The 20,639-nt window shown below is 69.0% G+C and carries 13 protein-coding genes; 7 read left to right on the forward strand and 6 right to left on the reverse strand.

The genetic code is table 11. The features are described 5' to 3' along the window. Position 1 precedes the first annotated feature (1 nt). From QT382_RS03095 to QT382_RS03110, 4 genes are read right to left on the reverse strand one after another with little or no spacing between them, the layout of a single operon-like run. A complete protein-coding gene (locus QT382_RS03095; protein ID WP_289252579.1) occupies positions 2–1,636 on the reverse strand; it encodes a 3-(methylthio)propionyl-CoA ligase in 1,635 nt (544 codons plus the stop codon). A gap of 12 nt (positions 1,637–1,648) precedes the next feature. Next, on the reverse strand, positions 1,649–3,076 hold the full coding sequence (locus tag QT382_RS03100) for a coniferyl aldehyde dehydrogenase (protein WP_289252580.1): 1,428 nt from the start codon (positions 3,074–3,076) through the stop codon (positions 1,649–1,651). After that, positions 3,073–4,671 carry a GMC family oxidoreductase gene (locus QT382_RS03105; protein WP_289252581.1) on the reverse strand — a complete coding sequence of 533 codons (1,599 nt, stop codon included), beginning with the start codon at positions 4,669–4,671 and terminating at the stop codon, positions 3,073–3,075. Before QT382_RS03105 ends, QT382_RS03100 begins: the two co-directional genes overlap by 4 nt. A gap of 19 nt (positions 4,672–4,690) precedes the next feature. Then, complete coding sequence (locus tag QT382_RS03110; protein ID WP_289252582.1) at positions 4,691–6,682, reverse strand: alkyl/aryl-sulfatase; 1,992 nt, start codon at positions 6,680–6,682, stop codon at positions 4,691–4,693. A 227-nt stretch (positions 6,683–6,909) separates the two neighbouring features. On the opposite strand from QT382_RS03110, the gene QT382_RS03115 reads away from it, so the two are divergent. Further along, positions 6,910–7,884 (forward strand): helix-turn-helix domain-containing protein, encoded by a 975-nt coding sequence (locus QT382_RS03115; protein ID WP_289252583.1) that lies wholly within the window; start codon positions 6,910–6,912, stop codon positions 7,882–7,884. 12 nt (positions 7,885–7,896) lie between these two features. Here the strand turns inward: QT382_RS03115 and QT382_RS03120 are convergent, their stop codons facing one another. Further along, a complete protein-coding gene (locus QT382_RS03120; protein ID WP_289252584.1) occupies positions 7,897–8,730 on the reverse strand; it encodes an SDR family NAD(P)-dependent oxidoreductase in 834 nt (277 codons plus the stop codon). Between the two features lie 206 nt (positions 8,731–8,936). Between QT382_RS03120 and QT382_RS03125 the strand changes: the two genes are divergently transcribed. The 6 genes from QT382_RS03125 (at position 8,937) to QT382_RS03150 (ending at position 18,652) form a co-directional block, all read left to right on the forward strand. Continuing rightward, complete coding sequence (locus QT382_RS03125; protein ID WP_289252585.1) at positions 8,937–9,599, forward strand: DUF1330 domain-containing protein; 663 nt, start codon at positions 8,937–8,939, stop codon at positions 9,597–9,599. Between the two features lie 7 nt (positions 9,600–9,606). Beyond that, entirely contained in the window at positions 9,607–11,964 is a 2,358-nt protein-coding gene (locus QT382_RS03130; RefSeq protein ID WP_289252586.1) for an arylsulfatase, read from the forward strand. 85 nt (positions 11,965–12,049) lie between these two features. Then, complete coding sequence (locus QT382_RS03135; protein ID WP_289252587.1) at positions 12,050–14,644, forward strand: transporter substrate-binding domain-containing protein; 2,595 nt, start codon at positions 12,050–12,052, stop codon at positions 14,642–14,644. Continuing rightward, positions 14,641–15,711 carry a porin gene (locus QT382_RS03140; protein ID WP_289252588.1) on the forward strand — a complete coding sequence of 357 codons (1,071 nt, stop codon included), beginning with the start codon at positions 14,641–14,643 and terminating at the stop codon, positions 15,709–15,711. The genes QT382_RS03135 and QT382_RS03140 overlap by 4 nt, the downstream gene beginning before the upstream one ends. Before the next feature lie 13 nt (positions 15,712–15,724). Beyond that, entirely contained in the window at positions 15,725–16,963 is a 1,239-nt protein-coding gene (locus QT382_RS03145) for an anaerobic sulfatase maturase (RefSeq protein ID WP_289252589.1), read from the forward strand. 99 nt (positions 16,964–17,062) lie between these two features. After that, entirely contained in the window at positions 17,063–18,652 is a 1,590-nt protein-coding gene (locus tag QT382_RS03150) for a methyl-accepting chemotaxis protein (protein WP_289252590.1), read from the forward strand. A 62-nt stretch (positions 18,653–18,714) separates the two neighbouring features. Here QT382_RS03150 and QT382_RS03155 read toward each other — a convergent pair whose 3' ends face one another. Continuing rightward, positions 18,715–20,526 (reverse strand): M4 family metallopeptidase, encoded by a 1,812-nt coding sequence (locus QT382_RS03155; RefSeq protein ID WP_289252591.1) that lies wholly within the window; start codon positions 20,524–20,526, stop codon positions 18,715–18,717. Positions 20,527–20,639: the final 113 nt, after the last annotated feature.

Genomic DNA, 20,639 nt, shown 5'->3' on the forward strand with positions numbered 1-20,639 from the left:
ATCAGTTGCTCAGCTGCCGGGCGAACTGCTCGCGCAGCTTGTTCTTCTGCATCTTGCCGGTGGCACCCAGCGGAATGGCCTCGACGAAGACCACGTCGTCCGGCGTCCACCACTTGGCGATCTTGCCTTCGTAGAACTGCAAGAGCGCATCAGCGGTCAGCTCTGCGCCGGGCTTCTTCACCACCACCAGCAGCGGGCGCTCGTCCCACTTGGGATGGGCCACGCCAATGCAGGCGGCCATGGCCACGGCCGGATGGGCCATGGCGATGTTCTCCAGGTCGATGGAGCCGATCCATTCGCCGCCGCTCTTGATCACGTCCTTGCTGCGGTCGGTGATCTGCATGAAGCCGTCGGCATCGAGGGTGGCCACGTCGCCGGTGGGGAACCAGCCCTGGCCGTCCGCATACACCAGCGGGTCGCCGCCTTCGTCCTTGAAATAGCGCTGGATCACCCAGGGACCGCGCACCAGCAGTTCGCCGGCCGAGCGGCCGTCGCGCGGCAGCTCGGCACCGTCTTCGCCGACCACCTTCATGTCCACGCCGAACACCGGGCGGCCCTGCTTGGCCTGCACCGCTTCCTGCGCGGCCTGTGCCAGGCCCTCATGCTGGCGCTTGAGCTGACAGACCGTGCCCAGCGGGCTCATCTCGGTCATGCCCCAGGCATGCAGCACCTGCACGCCAAAGCGCTGCTGGAAGGCGCTCATCATCGAAGGCGGGCAGGCCGAGCCGCCGATCACGGTGCGGCGCATCGTGGAGAAGCTCAGGCCATGGGCTTCCATATGGGCCAGCAGGCCCTGCCAGACCGTGGGCACGCCGGCCGAGACGGTCACGCCCTCGCTTTCGAACAAGTCGTGCAGGCTCTTGCCGTCCAGGGCCGGGCCGGGGAAGACCAGGCGCGAGCCGGTCAGGCAGGCCGCATAGGGCAGGCCCCAGGCATTGACGTGGAACATGGGCACCACCGGCAGGATCACGTCGCGGGCCGAGCAGTTCAGCGCGTCGGGCAGAGCCACGGCGAAGCTGTGCAGCACGGTGGAGCGCTGGCTGTAGAGCGCGCCCTTTGGATTGCCGGTCGTGCCCGAGGTGTAGCAGAGCGAGGCCGCGCTCTGCTCGTCGAGCTGGGGCCAGTCGTAGTCGGGCGAGGCGGCTTCCAGCAGCTCCTCGTAGCAGAGCAGGTTGGCGATCTTCGATGCGGCCGGCATGTGGGCACGGTCCGTCATCAGCACGAAGTGCTTGACCGACGCCAGCTTGGCCGCCACCGCTTCGATCAGCGGCAGAAAGGTCAGGTCGAAGCACAGGACCTTGTCCTCGGCATGGCCGACGATCCAGGCCAGCTGCTCGGGATGCAGGCGCGGGTTCAGCGTGTGAAGCACCGCGCCCGAGCCCGAGGCCGAGTAGTACAGCTCCATGTGGCGGTAGCCGTTCCAGGCCACGGTGCCCACGCGGTCACCCGCTTGCACGCCCAGGCCGGCCAGGGCGTTGGCGCCGCGGCGGGCGCGCTCGGCCATGTCGCGGAAGGTGTAGCGGTGCAGGTCGCCCTCAACGCGGCGCGAGACGATCAGCTGCTCGCCATGGTGGCGTTCCGCATGGGTCAGCAGCGAGGAGATCAGCAGCGACTGCTGCATCATCAGTCCGTTCATTTCTTGGTGTCCTCAGAGGTAGAGCTTCATGGCCAGGCGCTGGACGATGTTGCCGTAGGGCGGATAGAACAGGCCGATTGGGAACCAGCGGCGCTTGGTGAAAACGGCCTTGGCATGCGAGAGCTCGCGGAAGCCTTCCTCGCCGTGGTAGCTGCCCATGCCGGAATTGCCGACGCCGCCGAAGGGCAGGTCATGCTGGAACACATGCCAGCCCCAGTCGTCGAAGGTGACGCCGCCGGCATGGCTTTCGCGCAGCAGGCGCCGGCGGCCGGCGCCGTCGAAGCCGAAGGCATAGAGAGACAAGGGCCGTTCGCCTTCGCGTATCAGGGCCAGGGCTTCGTCCAGGCTGTCGTATTCGACGATGGGCAGCAACGGCCCGAAGATCTCCTCGCGCATCACGGCCATCTCGGGCTTGGTGTCCAGCAGCAGTTGCAGGGCCATGCGCTTGTCGGGGCCGGCCTCCACGCCGCAGCTCAGCACGCGGGCGCCCTGGGCCAGGGCGTCGCTGACCAGATGGTTCAGCCGCGCCGCATGGCGCTCGGTGATGATGGCCGTGTACTCACCGTTGCCGCCCACCTGAGGCGCCAGCCGCGCGAACGCGGCCTTGGCGGCGCTGGCAAAGGCCAGGGCCTGGCCGCGGGGCACCAGCGCATAGTCGGGCGCGACGCAGATCTGGCCGGCATTGAAGACCTTGCCGTGGACTATGCGCAGCGCTGCGTCCGCCAGGTCGGCGCCCGGCGCGACCAGGGCGGGCGACTTGCCGCCCAGTTCCAGGGTCACCGGCACCAGGTGCTCGGCCGCGGCCCGCATCACCTGGCGGCCCACGGCCGGCGAGCCGGTGAAGACCAGGTGGTTCAGCGGCAGGGCGGTAAAGGCGCGGGCCGTCTCGGGGCCGCCACCGACCACCGCCACCTCGTCCTCGGTGAAGACCTCGGCCAGCAGCTTGCGCAGCGCCAGCAGGGTCTGCGGTGCATATTCCGAGCCCTTGATCAGGGCCCGGTTGCCGGCCGCCAGGGCGGCGACCAGCGGACCCAGGGTCAGGTAGACCGGGAAGTTCCAGGTGCCGATGATGCCGACCACGCCCTTGGGCTGGTACTCGACCCGGGCGTTGTTGCCCAGGAACAGGAACTCGGTGTGGCGGCGCTTGGGGCGCATCCAGCGGCGCAGCTTGGCCAGCGCATGGCGGGCCTCGAGGATGGGACCCATGACCTCGATCAGCTTGGTCTCGCTGTGCGAGCGGCCGCCGAAGTCGGCATCGACCGCGGCCACCAGCGCGTCCTGATGGCGGCGCAAGGCGGCTATCAGGGCGCGCAGGCGCTGGGCGCGCCAGGCCAGGTCGGGAAAGGGCAGGGCCGCGCAGGCCGCCTGCTGGCGTGCCAGCAGCAGTTGCAGGCGTTCGATCTCGGCCAGGTCCTGGTAGGGCGTGTCGTGGCTGTTCATCGTGCGTCCTCGCGCAGCATCAGGGCCGCCTTCTCGCCGATCATGATGGTCGGCGCATTGGTGTTGCCGCCGACCAGGGTCGGCATGATGGAAGCGTCGGCCACGCGCAGGCCTTCCACGCCGCGGACCCGCAGCCGCTCGTCGACCACGGCCAGGCCGTCGCTGCCCATCTTGCAGGTGCCGACCGGGTGGTACTGGGTGTCGGCGCGGTTGCGGATGTCCTGCTCCACGGCCTTGGCGTCGGCCTGGTCCAGCGCATAGAGCGGCTTGCCGCGCACTTCGTCGAAGGCGGCGGCATCGAGGATCTGGCGCTGGCGGCGCGCGCCTTCCATCAGCACCGGCAAGTCGTCCGGATGCGAGAAGAAGCGCGGGTCTATCAGCGGTGCGTCGGCCGGATCCGCCGAGGCCAGGCCCATCACGCCGCGGCTCTTGGGGCGCAAGAGCGTGACATGGCAGCTGAAGCCATGGCCCAGGTGGGGCTTGCGTGCATGGTCGTCGACGATGGCCTGGACGAAGACCAGCTGCAGGTCGGGCACCTCGATCTCGGGGCTGCTGCGGAAGAAGGCGCCGGACTCGGCAAACGGCGAGGTCATGGGACCGCGGCGCTCGCGCTTCCACTGGCCTATGCCGCGCAGCACGCGCAGGCCGCCGCCCAGCGAGACACCGAAGCTCTGGGCGTCGGCCCGGGTGCGGTAGGTAAAGACGTAGTCGATGTGGTCCTGCAGGTTCTGGCCCACGCCGGGCAGGTTGATCAGGGGCGAGACGCCCTTGGCCTGTAGCGCCTCGGCCGGGCCTATGCCTGAAAGCATCAGCAGCTGCGGCGAGCCGAAGGCGCCGGCGCTGAGCACCACCTCGCGGCGCGCCTTCAGCTTGCGCGAGACGCCGCCGATGCGGGCCTGCACGCCTATGGCGCGGCGGCCCTCGATCAGTACTTTCTCGCTCAGCGCGCCGGTGACCACGGTGAGGTTGGCGCGGCTGAGGTTTGGCGTCAGATAGCCCTTGGCCGCGCTGCAGCGCTCGCCGTTCTTCTGCGTCACCTGGTAGCGGAAGGCGCCATGCTGCTCGGCACCGTTGTAGTCGGGCGTGAGCGGCAGGCCGCAGGCCTGGGCGGCCTGCAGGAAGCGGTCGTTCAGCTGGCTGGGCTCGCGCACCTCGGCCACGTTGAGCGGGCCGTGCTGGCCGTGGAAGGCGTCGTCATGGGTCTCGTTGTGCTCGGCCTTCTTGAACAGCGGCAGCACCTCGTCGTAGGACCAGCCGGCATTGCCCAGCGCGGCCCAGTGGTCGTAGTCCCAGCGGTGGCCGCGCACATAGAGCATGGCGTTGATCGAGCTGGAGCCGCCCAGGGTCTTGCCGCGCGGCTGGTAGCCGCGGCGGCCGTTCAGACCCGGCTGGGGCACGGTCTTGAAGCCCCAGTTGTTGATCTTGGTCGGCAGCATGGCGACCACGGCCGAGGGCATCTGCACCAGCACGCTGGCATCGCTGCCGCCGGCTTCCAGCAGGCAGACGCTGACGTTCGGGTCTTCGCTGAGCCGGCTGGCGATGACGGCGCCGGCCGAGCCGGCCCCTACGACGATGTAGTCGTATGTGTCTTGCATGGGGAACTCCTGGAGGGAATCAGCGCGCGGGGCGCGGCTCGACGATGGGGAACATGGCCGGGAAGTTGTCGAACATGGCCAACAACTCGGCCAGCAGGGCGACCTTGCCCTGCACCTGGATGCGGCCGGCCTGCAGCGCCGCCGGGAAGGTCAGCTTCTGCAGCGTGATCTCGTCCAGCGTCGCGCGGCTCAGCACCAGCGTGGCGTCGGCATTGGCGGCCTGCTGGCCGGCCGAGGCCGTCAGCGTGCTGTTGCGCAGCCGGACCACGAAGTCCTGCTTGGTGTCGGTGAAGCGCCAGTTCAGCGTCATGGCCTTGCCGGCCGCCTTGTCGGCATTCAGGCGCACGCCCAGGTAGTCGAAGAACAGCTCCAGCGGCATGGCGCGCACCACGTCGGGCGCGGCCGTGTTGACCGCCGGCACCTTGGGAACGCCCAGGCGCAGCTCGCTGGCACCCTGCAGGTAGGCGTTGCGGGCCGTGGCCGATTCGGCCTGGTAGCCCAGCTGCTCGTAGGCATCGGCCGCCAGCTGGCGAGCCGCCTGGTTGGCCGGATCGGCGAACACCAGCTGCGAAGCCAGCTGGGCGACCCAGCGGTATTCGCCACGGGCATAGTCCTCGCGGGCCTTCTTCAGGGCGGCCTCGGCGCCGCCCATGTACTCCACGGCCTTGCGCGCCGCCTGCATCGGCGGCAGCGAATCGAGGTTGGCCGGGTTGCCGTCGTAGTAGCCCAGGTAGCGCTGGTAGATGGCCTTGATGTTGTGCTTGAGGCTGCCGTAGAAGGAATGCACCGACCAGTCCAGGTTCAGGCTGGCGGGCAGCTCGATCATGTCGGCGATCTCGGCGCCCACGTAGCCGTGGTTCATCAGGCGCAGCGTCTGGTCATGCACGTACTTGTAGGCATCGCGCTGGTTGGACAAAAAGCCCTGGACCCGCTCGCCGCCCCAGACCGGCCAGTGGTGCTGGGCGATCAGGGTGTCGCTCCTGGCGCCGAAGCGGTCCAGAGCCCCGCCCAGGTACTTGGACCAGGACAGCGGATCGCGCACCAGGGCGCCGCGCATGGGCAGCAGGTTGTGGAAGTTCTGCGTGCCGACCTCGGTCATGTTCAGCACCCGCTCCTGCGGGTAGTACATGATCATTTCGGACGGCGCCTCGCTGCCCGGCGTCAGCTCGAAGACGATGTCGAAGCCGTCGATGCTGTGGGTCTCGCTGGGCTTCTCGATCAGCCGGGTCGGCGGGATCAGGGTGATCGAGCCGAAGGCGACGCTCTTGCCCAGGCCGGCATCGACCTGGCCGGTCGCGCTGCGCGGCAGCAGCGGGCCGAACTGGTAGAGCGCCCGGCGCGACATGGCATTGCCGGCCATCACGTTCTCGCTGACCGCTTCCTCCATGAAGCCGGCCGGCGCCCAGACCTGCACCTTGCCGGCGGCCAGGTCCGCCTCGTCGACCACGCCGCGGGCGCCGCCGAAATGGTCCACATGGCTGTGGCTGTAGATCAGGGCCACGACCGGCTTGCGCGGGCGGTGCTTGAAGTACAGCTCCATGCCGGCCTTGGCCGTCTCGACGCTGAGCAGCGGGTCGATCACGATCAGGCCGGTCTTGCCCTCGATCACGGTCATGTTGGCCAGGTCCAGGCCGCGCAGCTGGTAGATGCGCTCGCTGACCTTGAACAGGCCGCTGGCCATGTTGACCCGGGCATGGCGCCAGAGGCCGGGATGGACCGTGTCCGGGGCGTCTTCCTTGGCCAGGAATTCGAAGCCCCTGAGCGTCCAGGTCGGGCGGGCGCCGTCGGCACGCATGATGACCTTGTCGCCCAGCGACTCGATCAGGCCGCGCTGGGCATCGTCGAAGGAGCGCTTGTCGGCCAGCGGCAGGCTGGCGCGCTGGCCTTCGTTGGCGGCGCGGGTGGCGGCCGTGGCGGGGTTGGGGGTGGGGGCGGCCGCAGGGCTGGCGGTTTGCGCCAGGCAGGGCAGGGCAGCGGCCAGGGCAGTGGCCAGCAGCAGGGTACAGCGCATCGATTTGTCTCCGGTCTAGGTCTTGTTCCGGACGGGGCGCGAGCCTCCATCCGGCGCCGGCATGGTGGCGGCGGGCCGCCTTGGCGACTATCCGATTTCCGTCTATCGGCCCGGCCGGCCGCGCGGGTGTGGACTGCTGCTCACAGCCGGCTTCCGAGTGGCCGCGCGCCCTTGTGGGCGCGTGGGGCGGGCCTCAGAATCGCGCCGAAACACCGGCTCAAGCCCCCATGCCCGCCCCGTCCACACCCCTCGAAGCCCCCGCGCTGTCCAGCACGCGGCTGCTCAGCTTCGACCCGGGCGCGATGCGGGTGGCGATCCAGGACAGCGAGCTGGAGCATGTGCAGCTGGAGAGCGGCCAGTTCCAGGGCCGCGTGGCCCACACGGTCAGCGAAGGCCTGGCGCTGGACTGGGGCAGCTACAACCTCGCCCTGATGGCCCGCGGCCAACTGACCCGCGACCGCATCACGCTCGGCGTGCTGCTGGACGGCTGCGGGGACTGGCGGGTCTATGGTGGCAGCGCCGCCAACGGCGACCTGCTGGTCCAGCCCGAGCACAGCGAGCTGATGATCCGCCTGCCTCCCGGCGCCCAGTGGCTGGCGCTGCAGGTTTCGCCGGAGCGGCTGGAGGCGGCCGGCGTGCCGCTGCAAAGGCTGCGAGAGCGCGGCCGCTGGCGCCTGGGCGAGGCCACGGCCCTGCCGCGCCTGATGGCCGGCCTGTCCTCGGTGCTGTCACCCGAGGCCGATGCTTCGACCAACGGCCCCGAGCAACTGGCCCAGGCCGCCGAGCAGGCGCTGGCGACCCTGCTTTGCGAACTGGTGGCCCGGACCGAGGCCTTCGAGCAGGAGCGCGGCTGCAGTGCCGGCGAACGGCTGCGCGTGGTGCGCCGCGCCGAGGCCTGGCTGGCCGAGCATCCCGAGCCCATGGTCCGCATCGACGATCTGTGCCGGGCCGCCTGCACCAGCCTCTCGCGGCTGGAGCGTTCCTTCAACGACGTCTTCGGCGTCGGCCCGCGGCGCTACCTGGCCATGCGACGCCTGGCCTCGGTGCGCCAGGAACTGCTGGCCGGGGCCGGCGGCGAATCGGTCACCGAAGTGGCGACCCGCTGGGGCTTCTTCCACCTGAGCCGCTTTGCCCAGGAATACGGCCAGCTCTTTGGCGAGCGGCCTTCCGAGACCTTGCGCCAGGCCCGCGTGCCGGCCTGAGCTGGGTCCGGCTCAGAGATAGCCCATGCGCGGCGCCAGCCGCAGCATCAGCGAGCGCAGCAGGCTGGGCGACAGCTTGTTGACCCAGTAGAGCAGGCCGGCGCTGGGTCCGGTCAGCACCAGCTGGCGGCCCGAGCGCGCGGCCGCCACCATGTCGGTGGCCACCACCTCGGGCGAGCAACCTTGGCGCTGGTAGTGCTCGCTGAGCTTCTGGATCCGCTCGGCCGGAAAGCTGGCGGCCGCCAGGCTGGGGTTCTTGAAGATGGGCGTGTTGATCACGCCGGGGCAGACGGTGGAGATGCCGACCGAGCTGCCGCCCAGCTCCAGGCGCAGGGCCTCGCTGAACGCCATGACCGCAGCCTTGGAAGCGGCATAGGCCGGCATCGAGGGCGCCGGGTAGATGCCGGCGGCCGAGGCCACATTGAGCACCTGGCGCTGGCCGCCGGCCGCCTTCATCAGCGGCACCAGGTGGCGGCACAGGTGGACCACGCCCATCAGGTTGACGTCCAGCAGCCGACGCCAGTTCGCCAGGTCGTCTTCCAGGAAGGCACCCAGCCGGGCGATGCCGGCGTTGTTGACCAGCACATGAGGCACGCCGCCCAGTCTGGGCAGCAGCGTGGCCAGCTCGCGCACGGCGGCCTCGTCGCTCACGTCCAGCTGCAAGGTGCGGCAGCGCCGGCCCAACTGCTCGATGTCGACCTGCAGCGAGGCCAGGGCCGCCAGGTTGAGGTCGGTGGCGATCAGGTGGGCGCCGGCGCGCGCGAAGGCGAGGGCAGTGGCGCGGCCTATGCCCGAGGCGGCGCCGGTCACCAGCACCAGTTTGTCCTGCAAGTCCTTGATCGCCATGGCTGGGCTTCCGAGTGGGGAGGAAGCCATGGTCCGCCGCCGGGTTTCCAGGCGCCCGCTCCCAAGCTGCCAAACGCAAGTCCGGTCACGCCAGCCGCGGGAAATCGCGGGGCTGTCGGAATCGGACAGGCAACTGGCGGGTACTGAGCATGGCAAGCGGCGCCGGGCTTCGAACAATCGCGCCAAGACCCCGAAATGCCCTGCCCATGAGTCCGTCCTTCCTGAAACGCTACCGAGTCGAGGCCCTGCTGGGCCTGGCGCTGCTGGTCCTGTGGGTCGCCGCCTGGTGCTGGCAAAACCCGGGCAGCGCGCTGAACCGCAGCGAGATCGAGCGCTACATGGCGGAGTCCGAGCGGATTCCGTTCCCGCCCGAGGAGCGGGTGGAGCTGCGCAAGCACCTGCGGGGCTGGCTGGAGGCCGACGACGGCCTGCCGGTCTACATGCTCAATCTGATGCGCTTCTATCCGGAGCTGCGCCGCTACGAGGGCTCGCTGGCCGAGAACCAGCTGAGCCCGCAGGCCAGCAACCGGCACTACGAGGACGTGGTCATCCCCATGCTGCTCAAGGTCGGTGGCTATCCGGTCTATGGCGGCAAGGCCCAGGGCCGCAATGTGCTGGTCCACGAGCCGGGGCTGGACGAATGGAACCGGGCCCTGGTGGTGCGCTATCCCAGCCGCCGGGCCTTCATGACCCTGATCACCGACCCGGCCTACCGCGCGGTCGCGCCCTACAAGCTGATGTCGCTGACCGTGGTGCTGACGCCGACCAGCTTCGAGCTGGCCATCCCCGAACTCAGCTGGATGCTGGGTGCCCTGTCCCTGATCGTCTGGCTGTTCGTGGCCTGGCGTTGTGCTGCAAGACGAAAGTGAGAGCGCCATGAACAAGACCAAGACCAGCCTGCTGGCCGCCGCCGCGGCCCTTGTCTGCGGCCAGGCCTGGGCCCAGACCGAGCTGCCTTTCCCCAAGCCCGGCACGGCCAGCGTGGCCGGCGAGACGCTGATGCAATCCAAGCACCAGCGCCGCAAGAGCCAGGTGCCGCTGCCGGCCGATGCACCCAATGTGCTGGTCGTGATCCTGGACGATGCCGGCTATGCCCAGGCCGACACTGTGGGCGGGTCTATCCACACGCCCACGCTCAGCCGCATCGCCGATACCGGCGTGCGCTACAACCGATTCCACTCGACCGCGATCAGCTCGGCCACCCGCGCCGCGCTGCTGACCGGCCGCAACAACCACCGCGCCGGCAACGGCGTGGTCGCCGAGCTGGGCACGGACTGGGACGGCTACACCGGCGAAATCCCCAAGAGCACGGCCACCATGGCCGAGGTGCTGCACCACTGGGGCTACCAGACCGCGGCCTTCGGCAAGTGGCACAACACGCCGCCGCTGCAGACCACGGCCATGGGCCCGTTCGACCGCTGGCCCACCGGCCATGGCTTCGACTACTTCTATGGCTTCATGGGCGGCGAGACCTCGCAATGGGAGCCGCGCCTGTACCGCAACACCACGCCGGTGGAACCGCCTGACCGCAAGGCCAACCCGGACTACCACCTGACCGAGGACATGGCGGCCGACGCGATCCACTGGCTGCGCCAGCGCAAGGCCAACGCGCCCGAGCAGCCTTTCTTCATGTACTGGGCGCCCGGGGCAGTGCACTCGCCCCACCACGTGGGCGGCGACTGGGCCGAGAAGTACAAGGGCCGCTTCGACGGCGGCTGGGATGCCTACCGCGAGACCGTGTTCAAGCGCCAGAAGGAGCTGGGCTGGGTGCCCAAGGACGCACAGCTCACCGCCCGCCCGGCCACGCTGCCGGCCTGGGACAGCTTGCCCGCGGCCGAGCGCCAGTTCCATGCCCGCCAGATGGAGGTCTTCGCCGGCTTCCTGGAGCACACCGACACCCAGATTGGCAAACTGATCGACGAGCTGGAGACCCAGGGCCTGCGCGACAACACCCTGGTGATCTACGTGTTCAGCGACAACGGCGCCTCGGCCGAGGGCATGCTGTCGGGCCAGATCGCCGAGATGAATGCGCTCAACGGCATCACCCTGACCACGCAGCAGAACCTGGCCGTCATCAAGCAGGAGCTGGGCGGGCTGCAGGGCCTGGGCAGCTCGCTCAGCGACCCCCACTACCACGCGGCCTGGGCCTGGGCCGGTTCCACGCCTTTCGCGGGCACCAAGCTGGTGGCGGGCAACTTCGGCGGCACGCGCACGCCGCTGGCCATCTCCTGGCCCCGCAAGATCAAGGCCGACAAGGCCATCCGCAGCCAGTTCCACCATGTCAACGACATCGCGGCCACGGTCTACGAGGCCATAGGCATTCCGGCGCCGACCAAGGTGGACAACGTGGTGCAGGAGCCGCTGGACGGCGTCTCCATGGTCTACAGCTTCGGCGACGCCAAGGCCAAGGGCCGCAAGACCCTGCAGTACTTTGAAAATCTGGGCAGCCGTGCCCTCTATGCCGACGGCTGGATGGCCTCGGTCTGGGGCCCGCGCACGCCATGGATCGCCGGTTTCGCCCAATTCCAGGGCTGGGACCCGGCCAAGGACGTCTGGTCGCTCTACAAGGTGGACGGCGACTTCTCCATGTCCACCGACGTGGCCGCCCAGCATCCGGACAAGCTGGCCGAGCTGCGCAAGCTGTTCGACGAGCAGGCCCGGGCCAACAAGGTCTATCCGCTGGGCGCCGGCCTGTATCCCTTCCTCGACCCGCGCGCCCTGATCGCGCCCAACCGCAGCGAATGGCACCTGGACGCGAGCACCACGCGCGTGCCCGAGTTCACCGCGCCCAATCTGCGTTCGCGCAACAGCAGCGTGGTGGTCGACGCCGAGTTCGGCGACAAGGCTGCGGGCGTGCTTTATGCCGTGGGCGGCAACCAGGGCGGCATCACGCTGTGGGTGGAGCAGGGCCAGCTGCACTACGAGTACAACCTGCTGATGGTCTCGCGCATCAAGATGCAGGGTGCGGTCTCGCCGGGCCGCCACAGGGTGGAGCTGCGCACCGAGATGGCCTCGGCCAAGATGGGCGCGCCGGCCATCCTGATCCTCAGCGTCGACGGCAAGGAACTGGCCCGCAGCCAGACGCCCTACACGCCGCCGCTGGGCTTCACCGTGACCGAGACGCTGGACGTGGGCCGCGACCTGGGCTCGCCGGTGTCGCTGGACTACCGGGAGCGCGCGCCGTTTGCCTTCAACGGGCGCATCCACGACGTCCATATCCGCTACCTGCCCTGAAGCGAGGTAATAGCGGGCCCTGGCTTTGCGGCGGGGCCGGGATTTGCGCTTAGACTGGCCCGCCAGCCTCGCCGTGGGAGCCTCGGTGACCTTTGCACGCTTGCTCTGGATCCTGCTCATCGGCTGCCTGGCCGCTATCGAAGCGCGGGCAGCACCCATGCCCGAGCTCACGCCGGCCGAGCGCGCCTGGATCGCCGCGCATCCGGTCGTCACCTTGGCGCTGGACGAGAACAACGCCCCCTTGAACTTCCGCCGTGTCGATGCGGCCGGCGAGTCCTACGCCGGTGCGTCGGTCGAATATGCCGAGCTGGCCGCCCGCAAGCTGGGCCTCAAGCTGCGCTGGGTGGGCTCGAACTGGGACCAGGCACTCAAGCGTGCCATGGCCCATGAGGTCGATGGCGTGATCTCGGCGCGCGAGCGGCCCGAGCGGCGCGCGAAGCTGAACTTCACGCGGCCCTATCTGGAGCTGCCGATTGCCATGGTGGTGCGTCCCGAGGACTCGAGCCGGGTGCGCACACTGTCGGACTTCGGTGGCCGGCGCGTGGCCGTGGTGCGCAACACCGTGCGAATTCCGGTGGTTCGCTCGCGCTGTCCGGACTGCACCGTGGTCGAGGTGGACAACCCGCGCGAGGGCGTGGACAAGGTGGCGGCCAAGCTGGCCGACGGCTACTTCGACGACCTGCCGGTTTCGCAGCGCGCGCTGGCCGAGGCCGGCAACAAGCTGGTCGTGGGCCTGCTGTACTACTACTCCGAGGCCGCCACGATCCGCATCGCATTGCGCAACGACCAGCCCGAATGGCTGGCACTGTTCGACAAGGCCCTGGGTTCGCTGACGCCCGAGGAACATGAGCTGATCCGCTCACGCTGGCTGACGGCGGCCGAAGGCGCACGGGTTCAGCGCGAACTCAATCTGGCCGAACCGCAGCGTGCCTGGTTGAACCAGCATCCGGTGCTGCGCGTCGGCATCGACCGCTCGCGCGCCCCGCTGGAATGGATTGGCGACGACGGCAAGCCGCACGGCATTGCCATCGACATGCTGAGCCGGGTCGAGGAAATGCTGGGCGTGCGCTTCGAGATCGTGGTGGCCGACAGCGTGGCCGACCTTTTGCAGCGCATGCGGCGCAAGGACATCGACCTGATGGCCTCGACCGCGGTCGCGCCCGAGCGCGAGAGCTATCTGAAGGTCAGCCAGCCCTACCTGTCCACGCCGGTGGTGCTCTATTCCACCGTCGCCTCGGGCCACAGCGGCGGTCTGGCCGGCCTGGAGGGACGCCGCCTGGCCGTGGTCGGCGACAGCGGCGTCGAGGCGCAGCTGCGGCACGATTGGCCGGGCATCACCCTTGTGCAGGTTGCCGGCCTGCGCGAAGCGATCGAGCTGATGCGCAGCGGCCAGGTTTCGGCCTATGTGGGCTCACTGCTGAGCGGCAGCCACCAGCTGGTGGAGCTGGGCGCGACCGATATCCGGGTCTCGGCCGAGACCGACTACAGCTACAGCTTCGGCCTGGGCGTGCGCGCCGACTGGCCCGAGCTGCTGCCGCTGGTGGACCAGGCGCTGGCCCAGATTCCGCGCGCCGAGCGCGACTCCTTCCGCCGACGCTGGACCTCGGTGCAGTACAAGCACGAGCGCGACTACCGCCTGATTGGCGCACTGGGCATTGCCGTGCTGGTGGCCATGGCCTTCATCTTCCAGCTGCGGCGCATGGTCGGCTCGCGTACGGCCGAGCTGAGCGCCGAGGTGGCGGCGCGGCGCGCCCGTGAGGCCGAAATCCAGGCGCTCAACGCCGACCTGGAACAGCGCGTGGCGCAACGCACCGCCGAGTTGCGCAAGGCGCTGGACGACTTGCAGCTGGCGGCCGACCAGCTGGTGCAGGGCGAGAAGGTGGCCTCGCTGGGCCGCCTGGTCGCCGGCATCGCCCATGAGCTGAACACGCCGCTGGGCAACGCGCTGGCGGTTGCCAGTGCCCTGAAGGAGCGCGCGACTGCCATCGCCACCGAATACGGCACCGGGGCGCTGCGTCGCCGCACGGCCGACGAGTTCTTCTGCCTTTGCGTGGAGAGCGCCGACGTGATCGAGCGCAATACCCGGCGGGCCGCCGGCCTGATCGGCGACTTCAAGGAGATCGCGGTCGATCAGACGAGCGCGCGCCGGCGCAAGTTCCAGCTGCGATTGACGGTCCAGGAGCTGGTCGGTGCCCATGCGGCGGCCTGGCGCAAGCTCAAGCACAGCACCGAGCTGGCGATCGATCCGGAGATCGAGATGGACGGCTACCCGGGCACGCTGTCCCAGGTGCTGGGCAACCTGATCGAGAACGCGCGGCTGCATGCCTTCGAGGAAGGACGGCAGGGCCTGCTGCGCATCGAGGCCCATCGCGAGGGGGACAAGGTGGTGCTGACCGTGCTGGACGACGGCCGCGGCATTCCACCCGAGCACCTGAACAAGATCTTCGACCCGTTCTTCACCACGCGCATGGGCTCGGGCGGCTCGGGCCTGGGGCTCTACATCGTCCACACGCTGGTGGTCGGCGTGCTGGGCGGCAGCATCACGGTCAGCAGCCGGGTCGGGCTGGGCACGGAGTTCCGCCTGCGCCTGCCGCTGGTGGCGCCAGCGCTGAGCGAGTCCACGGCCTCGGCGGCGCAAGGGGCAGTGGCCGTGCCGAACGCACAAGAGGCAGGATCATGAAGCGAGCTCTCATCGCCGCCTTGACTGGCTTGGCCCTGCAGCCGGCCTGGGGCCAGTTCACGGTGTTCGGCCTGCTGGACCTGAACGTCTCGTCCTACCGCGCCGGCAGCCGTTCGGGCACCGGCAACATGACGGTCATGAATGACGGCACGCTGAACGGCATTCCCTCGCGTTTCGGCGTGCGGGCCGAGGAAGACCTGGGCGGCGGCTGGCGGGCCATGGCCGTGCTGGAGCAGGGCATCCTGGCCGATACCGGCCAGCTGGGCCAGGGCGGACGGGCCTGGGGCCGCCAGGCCTTTGTCTCGCTGAGCAGCACCGAGGCCGGCGAGCTGCGGCTGGGCCGGCAGTATGTGCTGAGCGACCTGCTGATCGCGCGGGCCAATCCCTTCGTCAACGGCATGCTGCACAACCCGAACACGGCCATCGTCAACCGCGGCCGCAACCTGCCGCTGTTCGTCAACCCGCCACGCGCCGACAACGTGGCGCAGTGGCAGAGCCCGGCCTGGCAGGGCCTGGTCCTGGCCGCCCAGCTGGCACCCGGCGAGGCCACGGCCGACCGCTTCCATGGCTTGCGCCTGATGCAGAACCTGGCCAAGGGCTACTGGGGCCTCAGCTATGAATTGAGCAGCCCGCGCAGCGGCAATGCCGCCAACAAGAGCTGGACCCTGGCCGGCCAGCACGAGGCACTGCCCGGCCTCAAGCTGATGGCGGCCCTGCAGCGCAACCGCGAGCTGACGACCACGGCCGGCAACGGCGTGGCCGGCGCGCTGAGCAACCTGCTGGTCGACGGGCCGGTGGCCTTCACCGCCACCGGGCTGGATGGCATCACCGTCGGTCTGGAGCAGAACCTGACCGGGCCCTGGATCCTGGGCCTCAACCACACCCAGGTCCGCTACCTTGGCGCCAGCGGCCAGCGCGCCAGCTACGGCAAGCTGGCCGTGTCCCTGGTCTATCGCTTCTCGCCGCGCACCCTGAGCTACCTGGGCCTGGGCCACAGCACCGGTGACCTGCGCTCCTACGTGGCCCAGCAGCAGATCCTGCAGGCCGGCCTGCGCACCGCTTTCTAGAGATCTTCCGACCATGTCCCAAGCACTGCCCGGCCTGCACCTGATGGCCAAGCCCGTAGGCGCCCATTGCAACCTCGACTGCGGCTACTGCTTCTACCTGGAGAAGGAGGGCTACTACCCGCCGCGCCAGAGCCACCGCATGAGCGACGAGGTGCTGCAGGCCTATGTCAGCCGCTACATCGCCAGCCAGCGCGGACCCGAGGTCGAGTTCACCTGGCAGGGCGGCGAGCCGCTGCTGATGGGACTGGAGTTCTTCGAGCGCGCCGTGGCCTTGCAGAAGCAGCTGGCCGGCGGCAAGCGCATCAGCAACACCTTGCAGACCAATGGCGTGCTGCTGGATGCCGCCTGGTGCGAGTTCCTGGCGCGCGAGAAATTCCTGGTCGGCCTCAGCGTCGATGGGCCGCAGCCGCTGCACGATGCGGCGCGGCCCGACAAGCAGGGCCGCGGCACTTTTGATGCCGTGATGAAGGGCCTGCGCCTGCTGCAGCAGCAGGGCGTCGAGTTCAACGTGCTGGTCACCGTGTCTTCGGCCAACCAGGGCCATGGACGCGAGATCTACCGCTTCCTGAAGACCGAGGGCGTGCGCTTCATCCAGTTCAATCCGGTGGTCGAGCGCCAGCCGCGGCCGGCCGACGAGGCGGTGGTGCAACTGCACTTCGCCAAGCCGCCGCGGCTCTCGGTGCCGGGCTCGTTTGAAGCCGATGCGGCCGTGACGCCGCACAGCGTCTCGGCCGAGGCCTATGGCGACTTCCTGGTCGAGGTCTTCGACGACTGGATCGCCGCCGACGTCGGCGTGATCCATGTGATGAACTTCGAATGGGCCCTGGCCGCCTGGTGCCAGCTGCCGGCCACGACCTGCATCTTCAGCGAGCGCTGCGGCCGCGCCGCCATCGTCGAGCATGACGGCAGCGTCTACAGCTGCGACCACTTCATGTATCCCGAGTACCGGCTCGGCAATCTGCGCACGGACGATCCCGCGGCCCTGCTGGCCTCGCCGCAGCAGCAGGCCTTCGGCAATGCCAAGGCCGACACGCTGCCGCGCCAGTGCCGCGAATGCGAGTTCCGCTTCGCCTGCCAGGGCGAATGTCCCAAGAACCGCTTCATCCGCACGGCCGATGGCGAGGCCGGCCTCAACTACCTCTGCGCCGGCTATCTGAAGTACTTCCGCCACATCACGCCGGCGATGAACCGCATGGGGGCCTTGCTGGCCCAGGGCCGCGATGCGGCCGAAGTCATGCAGCGCCAGGGTTGACCCCTGGCTGTCGGAATCTGACCGGCGCTTGTCCATAGCGGACATGGCCGCGCGACGGCGCTGCCGCGACCATGGGGCCAACCCTTAGGAGGCGTTCCCATGATGACCAAGCTCTTGACCCGGCTGCAGGCCCTGAGCTCGCTGCGACTGTCCGGCCGGCTCACGGCCGGCTTCGGCCTGGTGCTCCTGCTGCTGTTGCTGACCATGGCGGCCGGCCTGCTGGGCATGCACAGGATGAGCGAGCAGACGCGCCAGATCGTCGAGGTGGCCGGCAAGCGCAGCGATGCGACCCAGGCCATGATGAACGCCGCCAACGACACGGCCGTCGCCCTCTACGGCTTCCTGCTGGTGACCGATGAGGTCGATGCCAAGACCCAGACCGAGCAGTTCGAATCGGCCCTGAAGCAGTACGAGACCGCGGCCAAGTCGCTGCAGGGCTTGATGGGCGAACAGCCGGACGAGGCCACCACCGCGCTTCTGAAGCAGCTGGACGATGCGGGATCGCCGGCCCGCACCATGGCGCGCAATGCCGTACGCATGGTCAGCATGGGTGGCAATGCCAGCTCGGCATTCAGCTCCATGGACCCACGCGTGGCCATCAACGAATGGCGCACCGCCCTCGTCAAGCTGCTGGCCCACGAGGCCGAGGTCGCGGCCGGCAGCTATGCCGAAGCCCAGGCCAGCTATGCCGCCGCCCGCACGGCCCTGGTCCTGACCAGCCTGCTGGGCCTGGCCGTGGGTGCCGTGGCCACCTGGTTGATCCTGCGCAGCGTCACCGGGCCGCTGCGGCAGGCGATTGCCGAGGCCCAGCGCATCGCCACTGGCGACCTGGGTGCCGAGATCGACGCCAGCCGCAAGGACGAGACCGGCGAGCTGCTGGCGGCCCTGGCCAGCATGCAAGAGCAGCTGCGCAGCCTGGTCGGAGCGATCCGCAGCTCCACCGACAGCATCGCCCATGCCAGCGCAGAGATCGCCCACGGCAATCTGGACCTGAGCCAGCGCACCGAGCGCACCGCCGCCGAACTGCAGCGAGCCGCGGGCGCGACTGCCCAGCTCAGCCAGACGGTGCGCGGCGCCACCCAGGCGGCCGAGGCAGCCGGCGTGCTGGCCCATGGCGCCGAATCGGTGGCACAGCGCGGCGGAGCGGCGGTGGGCGAGGTGGTCCAGACCATGGGCCGCATTGACGCCAGTGCGCGCCAGATCAGCGACATCATCGGCGTGATCGACTCCATCGCCTTCCAGACCAACATCCTGGCGCTGAACGCCGCGGTCGAGGCGGCGCGGGCCGGCGAGCAGGGCCGCGGCTTCGCTGTCGTTGCTTCCGAAGTGCGGGCCCTGGCCCAGCGGTCGGCCGACGCGGCCAAGCAGATCAAGTCGCTGATCAACGACTCGTCCGAGCGCGTGGCGGCCGGTTCGCGTCAGGTCGAGCAGGCCGGTGCAACCATGAAGGACATCGTCACCAGCGTGCTGGAGCTGGGTCAGAAACTGCAGGGCGTGACGCGCAGCAGCGCGGCCCAGAACGAGGGAATCGGCCAGCTGGAATCCATGGTCGGCGCACTGGACCAGATGACGCAAAGCAATGCCGCGCTGGTGGAGCAGGGCGCCGCCGCCGCCGAAAGCCTGCGCCAGCAGGCCGCCCAGCTGGCGGAGACGGTGGCGAGGTTCAGGTTGAGCAGCGAGACCGAGTGAGCAAAAAAAAGGCGGCACGTGGCCGCCAAAGAGAGAGAAGGAAAAGCTCGAGCCGCCAGGGCTCAGTAGGTCGCCACCAGGCTGGCGCCGCTGACGCCGGAGTAGGCGTTCAGCAGCAGGTAGTAGGTGCCTGCGGTCGGCGCCGAGAAGCTGATGGTCTCGGCGTTGCTGCTGCCGTCTGACTTCTTGTCGTAGGACGTGGTCGTGGGCGTGGCGCCGCGCTTGACGTAGATGTCGCCGTCACCGCTGCCGCCGGAGAGCTTGAAGGTCAGCGTCGTGCGGCCCGAGGGCACGGTGATGCTGTAGAGCCGGCTGGCGTTGGTGCTGAGCGAGATGTTGGTCACCGCCACGCCGCTGCTCAGCACGATGGGCGGCGTGCTGCCGCAGCTCACGCCCACGCTGTTGAAGGCGGCCGTCACGTCGGTCACGGTGTAGCCGCGGTTGGCGGCTGCCTTCTCCACGCCGCAGGCACCCTGGTTGAAAGTGCTGTTGGCTGCCCAGTACAGGCGGTTGGCGTCGGCCATCACCTCGAAGGCCTTGCGCGTGTTCCAGCCGCTCTTGTTGGCCAGCAGGTAGAAGGCCTTGTTGTAGACGCCGCTGGTCAGGTGCACGTCCAGGCTGCTGTTGTAGTTGGACGCATGGCCTATGGAGCGGCCGTCGCGGGTCGGATCGTCGAAGTAGCGCAGGGCGCCATTGGCCTTGAAGATCTCGGCGCCGACCAGCCAGTCGTTGCGGCCACGGCTGTAGTACTCGGCCGCCTCGCCGGCCATGTCGGAGAAGGCCTCGTTCATGCCGCCCGACATGCCGGAATAGACCAGGCCCGAGTTCTGTTCGGTGAAGCCGTGGCTGACCTCGTGGGCCGAGACATCCAGCGACACCAGCGGGTAGAAGGTGTTCTTGCCGTCGCCGAAATGCATGGCCGTGCCGTCCCAGAACGCGTTCTCGTAGCCGCTGCTGTAGTGGACCCGCATCTGCAGCGTCTGGCTGATCGGCCTCAGGCCCAGCCAGGCGCCATACATGTTGAAGATCACGTTGCCGAAGTAGTGGGCATCGTTCAGCGGCGAATAGGCGCCGTTGGTGAGCTTGTACTCGTTGCGCGAGCAGGTGAACTTGAACGGCGTGGAGCCGCTGGTGCCGTTGTTGAGGTTGACGGTGATCACGTTGGCTGTCTTCATCTGGCAGTCGTCGGTCACCTGCATCGCCGGGTAGTTGATGCCGTATTCGTACTTGCCGGTCTTGGCATTGCCGCCAGGGCCGGTGGCGTCCTTGTGGGTCAGGCCCTCCCAGCGCTCCAGCACCGCGCCGCTGTTGGCATCGATCATGAAGTGCGGCCGGCTGGGCTCCGAGCCCCCCTGGCTGACAAAGGACACCAGGTAGAACAGCTGGGCGGCGCCGCTGTCGTTCAGCCGCACATAGAGCGTGGCCTGTTCGTTCTCGGTGAGGGCGGCGCGGGCCAGACCCTTGGCCAGGGCCAGTGCGCCAGCCTGACTCAGGCCGGGCCGGGCCGCGCTGATGTTCTGGCTGACATTGCTGAGCAGGCTGCCGCTGATGCGCGAGCTGGTGGCGCCGGCATCACGATGCTCGACCACGCCCTCGCCCCAGACGGGCACGCCCTGGTAGAACTGCTGGTGCCGCGTGACCACCCGCCCGCTGGCATAGGTGTGGCTGCGCTGCGCCTGCAGCTCGCCGGCGGCGAGTCCCAGCGCGGCGGCCAGGGGCGAAGTGCCACCGGCCATTCGCGCGCTTGCAGTCGGTGTGGCCACCACCACGTCCTCCAGAATCACCCGGTCGGCCGCTTGGGCCGCCTGCATGGCCGTCAGGCCGGCGCCGACGATCAGACCCAGACGCCATGATTTGGACAGTTTCTTTTTCATCGTTGTCTCACGCTTTCTAAGGGTTGGGGTTGCCCCCGGAATGGCACCGCGCGATCCAGGTCGGACGCGCGCAGGGCCGCCCTGCGGACCGCCCCGGTCGGGTGGTCCGCAGA

Origin of the sequence: Pelomonas sp. SE-A7 (genome assembly GCF_030345705.1) — a bacterium.
In the GTDB taxonomy this organism is placed as follows: Bacteria; Pseudomonadota; Gammaproteobacteria; order Burkholderiales; family Burkholderiaceae_C; genus JAUASW01.